Origin of the sequence: Alcaligenes sp. 13f (genome assembly GCF_020496585.1) — a bacterium.
Taxonomy (GTDB): Bacteria; Pseudomonadota; Gammaproteobacteria; order Burkholderiales; family Burkholderiaceae_B; genus Alcaligenes; species Alcaligenes phenolicus.
The window spans coordinates 1-3349 of sequence record NZ_JAHKKC010000052.1 but is presented as its reverse complement, the minus strand read 5'-3'; the positions used below and the strand labels follow the sequence as shown (position 1 = coordinate 3349).

Annotated in this window: 4 protein-coding genes; 2 read left to right on the top strand and 2 right to left on the bottom strand. The window is 56.3% G+C overall.

The genetic code is table 11. The features are described from left to right. Nucleotides 1–131 precede the first annotated feature (131 nt). On the top strand, nt 132–1355 hold the full coding sequence (locus KOE80_RS20045) for an MFS transporter (RefSeq protein ID WP_060185640.1): 1224 nt from the start codon (nt 132–134) through the stop codon (nt 1353–1355). A 135-nt stretch (nt 1356–1490) separates the two neighbouring features. Here KOE80_RS20045 and KOE80_RS20040 read toward each other — a convergent pair whose 3' ends face one another. After that, complete coding sequence (locus KOE80_RS20040; RefSeq protein WP_226349831.1) at nt 1491–1970, bottom strand: nuclear transport factor 2 family protein; 480 nt, start codon at nt 1968–1970, stop codon at nt 1491–1493. A gap of 16 nt (nt 1971–1986) precedes the next feature. Further along, a complete protein-coding gene (locus tag KOE80_RS20035) occupies nt 1987–2598 on the bottom strand; it encodes an NAD(P)-dependent oxidoreductase (RefSeq protein WP_009461315.1) in 612 nt (203 codons plus the stop codon). Nucleotides 2599–2749: 151 nt separating this feature from the next. Between KOE80_RS20035 and KOE80_RS20030 the strand changes: the two genes are divergently transcribed. Beyond that, nucleotides 2750–3139, top strand: coding sequence for a winged helix-turn-helix transcriptional regulator (locus tag KOE80_RS20030; RefSeq protein ID WP_060185638.1), 390 nt, complete (start codon nt 2750–2752; stop codon nt 3137–3139). Nucleotides 3140–3349 lie beyond the last annotated feature (210 nt).

The window sequence follows — 3349 nt, the reverse complement described above, 5'->3', positions numbered from 1 at the left end:
CTCCCGCAACTGGAACTGGATAGCAGCGGATTACAACACTGTCCGCTCCATCGCTCTTCACAAAAGCAGGAGATTGCACCTGTGTGACATTTCGCCAGATAATTCAAACCTGAATAATAAGAGGGGACCCCATGTTTCAATCCTTGCGCCAGCCCGCCGTCATGACGGTGACTTTGGCGGCTGCTGGCATCCTGATGGTTACCATGGGGATACGCCAATCCTTTGGCCTGTTCGTTGGCCCCATTGATAAGGCAACCGGCATGGGCATCATGTCCATCAGCTTTGCCATGGCCGTGGGCCAACTTGCCTGGGGGGCCATCCAGCCTATTGCCGGTGCCTGCTCCGACCGCTGGGGCCCGGACCGGGTTCTGATCGCGGGCCTTCTGATTCTGGCACTAGGCTGTGCGGTAACGCCGTTTATTGGTACCGGGCTAGGGCTGACCCTGACGCTGGGCCTGCTGGCCAATATTGGTTCGGGCGCGGCCAGTTTCTCCACATTGATTGGCGCTGCCGCCCAACGTATTCCGGATCACGCCCGCGGTCAGGCCTCGGGCCTGATCAATGCCGGTGGCTCCTTCGGGCAGTTCGTCTTTGCCCCCGTGGTGCAAAAGCTGATCGGCTGGGTCGGCTGGATGTCGACCTTTTGGGTTCTGGCCCTGACCGCCCTGCTGACCCTGCCTCTGATTCGCAAGCTAAGTCCGGGCAGCAAGCCCGAAAAAGCCGCAGCCACCCCAGCTCCTGTTGTCAGCGGTCCCGGTCTGGCCGAGACACTGAAAAGCGCCATGAAGGATCGCAGCTACTTGCTGCTGAGTCTGGGCTTTTTCACCTGCGGTTTTCACATTGCTTTTCTGGTCACCCACTTACCGGGGGAAATTGACCTGTGCGGGCTGCCACCTTCGGTAGCAAGCTGGTCGCTGGCCTTGATCGGCCTGGCCAATATCTTTGGCAGTATTGCCGCCGGCTCCTGCATTGCCCGCTGGCGCAGCAAATACGTGCTGGCCCTGATGTATGCCTCGCGCGCCGTGCTGATCCTGTGGTACTTGATGATGCCTAAAACCGATCTGGTGTTTTACATCTTTGCCATCGGCCTGGGGCTGACCTGGCTGGCTACCGTGCCCCCTACCGCTAATATCGTCGCCAAGCTGTTTGGCACGCGCTATCTGGCAACCCTGTTTGGTCTGGCCTTGTTCTCGCACCAGATCGGCGGCTTTCTGGGCGCATGGCTGGGGGGGATCGCCTTGACCCGCTTTGGTGACTACAGCTGGATGTGGTGGGCAGATATTGTCTTGGCCGTACTGGCGGCCATCGTCAATCTGCCAATTCGCGAAGCCAAGATCAAGATGCAGGCGGCTTAGACAACTCGCAATCGATACTTCACCAAGCAACAGCACAAACGGTTGCCCAAAGAAGAACTCCGCTTACCCCCTTACGGCGCCGCGCAAGGCTGCTGCCTTATCGGTGGTAAAGAACGGGTTGCCCGAATAGTGAGCTTAGAACATGGTATTGCTGTTGGCCGCCTGCTCGGGCACGGCCTGAATCACATCCCAGTGCTCCACAATCTTGCCGTCTTGCACCCGGAAAATATCCATCACAGCCTGCCCGCGATCGGCCTTGCCATTGGTCGAATGCACATGCAGATAAACCAGATCGCCGTCTGCGGCACTACGCACAATCCGTGCGCGAGACTGCGGGTTCTCTTTGAAATAGCCATCAAAATACCCCACGAAAGGCGCTTTTCCGTCCGGCACCTCCGGGTTGTGCTGGATATAGTCCTCAGCTACGACCGCCGCCGCTTCCTGCACCTGATGCTGGTTAAAGAAGCTGTCGTAAAAATCGACCACCAGCTTGCGATTGCTCTCTTCCTGAGCCACATCACGAGTCGGCGAATTGGCAGCCAACGCTGCATTTGTGCTCAACAAGAAAGAGCCCGCCAATAAAACTGGAGATACCCATCGGATTAAACCTTTCATCAGTCCCACTCCCTATTCAATAACCTACGGTGAAACGCTGGCGCGAATGGGCAGGACGTTCAATCTCATCCACCAAAGCGATGGCGTAATCCTCATAAGAAATCTTGCTGCCTTGGTCGGAGACCAAAAGGCTGTCTTTGCCGATACGGAATTTGCCCGTGCGCTGGCCGGGGCCAAACTCTGCCGAGGGCGACAGGAAAGTCCAATCCAGTTCTTTTTCCTGACGCAACTGATCCAGAAAGGCAATGCCACCCAAGGCCTCGGTCCGGTAAGCGTCCGGGAAAGCAGGCTGATCAATCAATCGCTGACCGGGGGCCACTTCAAGGCTGGCGGCACCGCCTACCACTAGATAACGCGGCACACCGGCCGCACGAACCGCCGTAATCAGCTTGGAAGGATCTGACGACGCAAAACGAACCGCGCTAATTGCAATATCGTGCCCTTTCAATAGCGCAATCAAACCATCCAGATCATTCACATCGCCCTGAACTGCGGTGACATTGGGCAGGCTGGCAATTTTTTCAGTATGGCGAGCGATCGCTGTCACCGTATGACCGCGATCCGAGAGTTCTTTCAAAAGGCGCGAACCGACTTCGCCAGAAGCACCTATCAATGCAATACGAGACATAACAGCTCCTTGTGTGCTCAAATAAAGACTTGGTCTAAAAAGTAGACCATTAAGCGTGATGCTAGACAGTTTTTTGACAGTCCACAAGAAGTCACGCAGGCCATACCAGGTCACACGGAAGTGACTATTGAACACAGGAAAGCAAGCCGCCATGTCCTCATCAAGCGCAGCCACATTGGCTTCCAGCCCCATACAGGAAGAATTTGAACAACCCTGCCCCATCCGGGATGTACTGGATCGGATTGGCGACCAATGGAGCCTGCTGATCCTGGAATCGCTGGCACCGGGCACCCTGCGCTTTAATGAGCTGGGCCGGGAAATCGGCGATATTTCCCGTCAAATGCTCTCACGCACACTCAAGCGGCTGGAAACTGATGGATTTGTACAACGAACCTTGTACGCCGAAGTACCGCCCCGCGTGGAATACACGCTCACCGAATTAGGGCAGTCTTTTCTGGTACCTATGCGAGAACTGGTGAAGTGGGCAGACGTACACCACGCCCGTATCTGTCAGGCGCGGCGGGAAGCTCAGGTGGAGTGATAAAGCCAATCCAGCAGAAACAAAAAAAGCCGCATTACGCGGCTTCAGACTGCTGATAAACCCCTGGTTTTGCGCCCTGGGGTTTATTTTTTTGTTCTCCCGCCCAGGCGATGAGGTGTCGCTCACGATTCTACGGTTTTCGGTCGATCAGGCCTCAGATCACACCATCAGGCCGTTTGCGGGCCGGGGGCAAGCTCGCAGGCGCGTGAA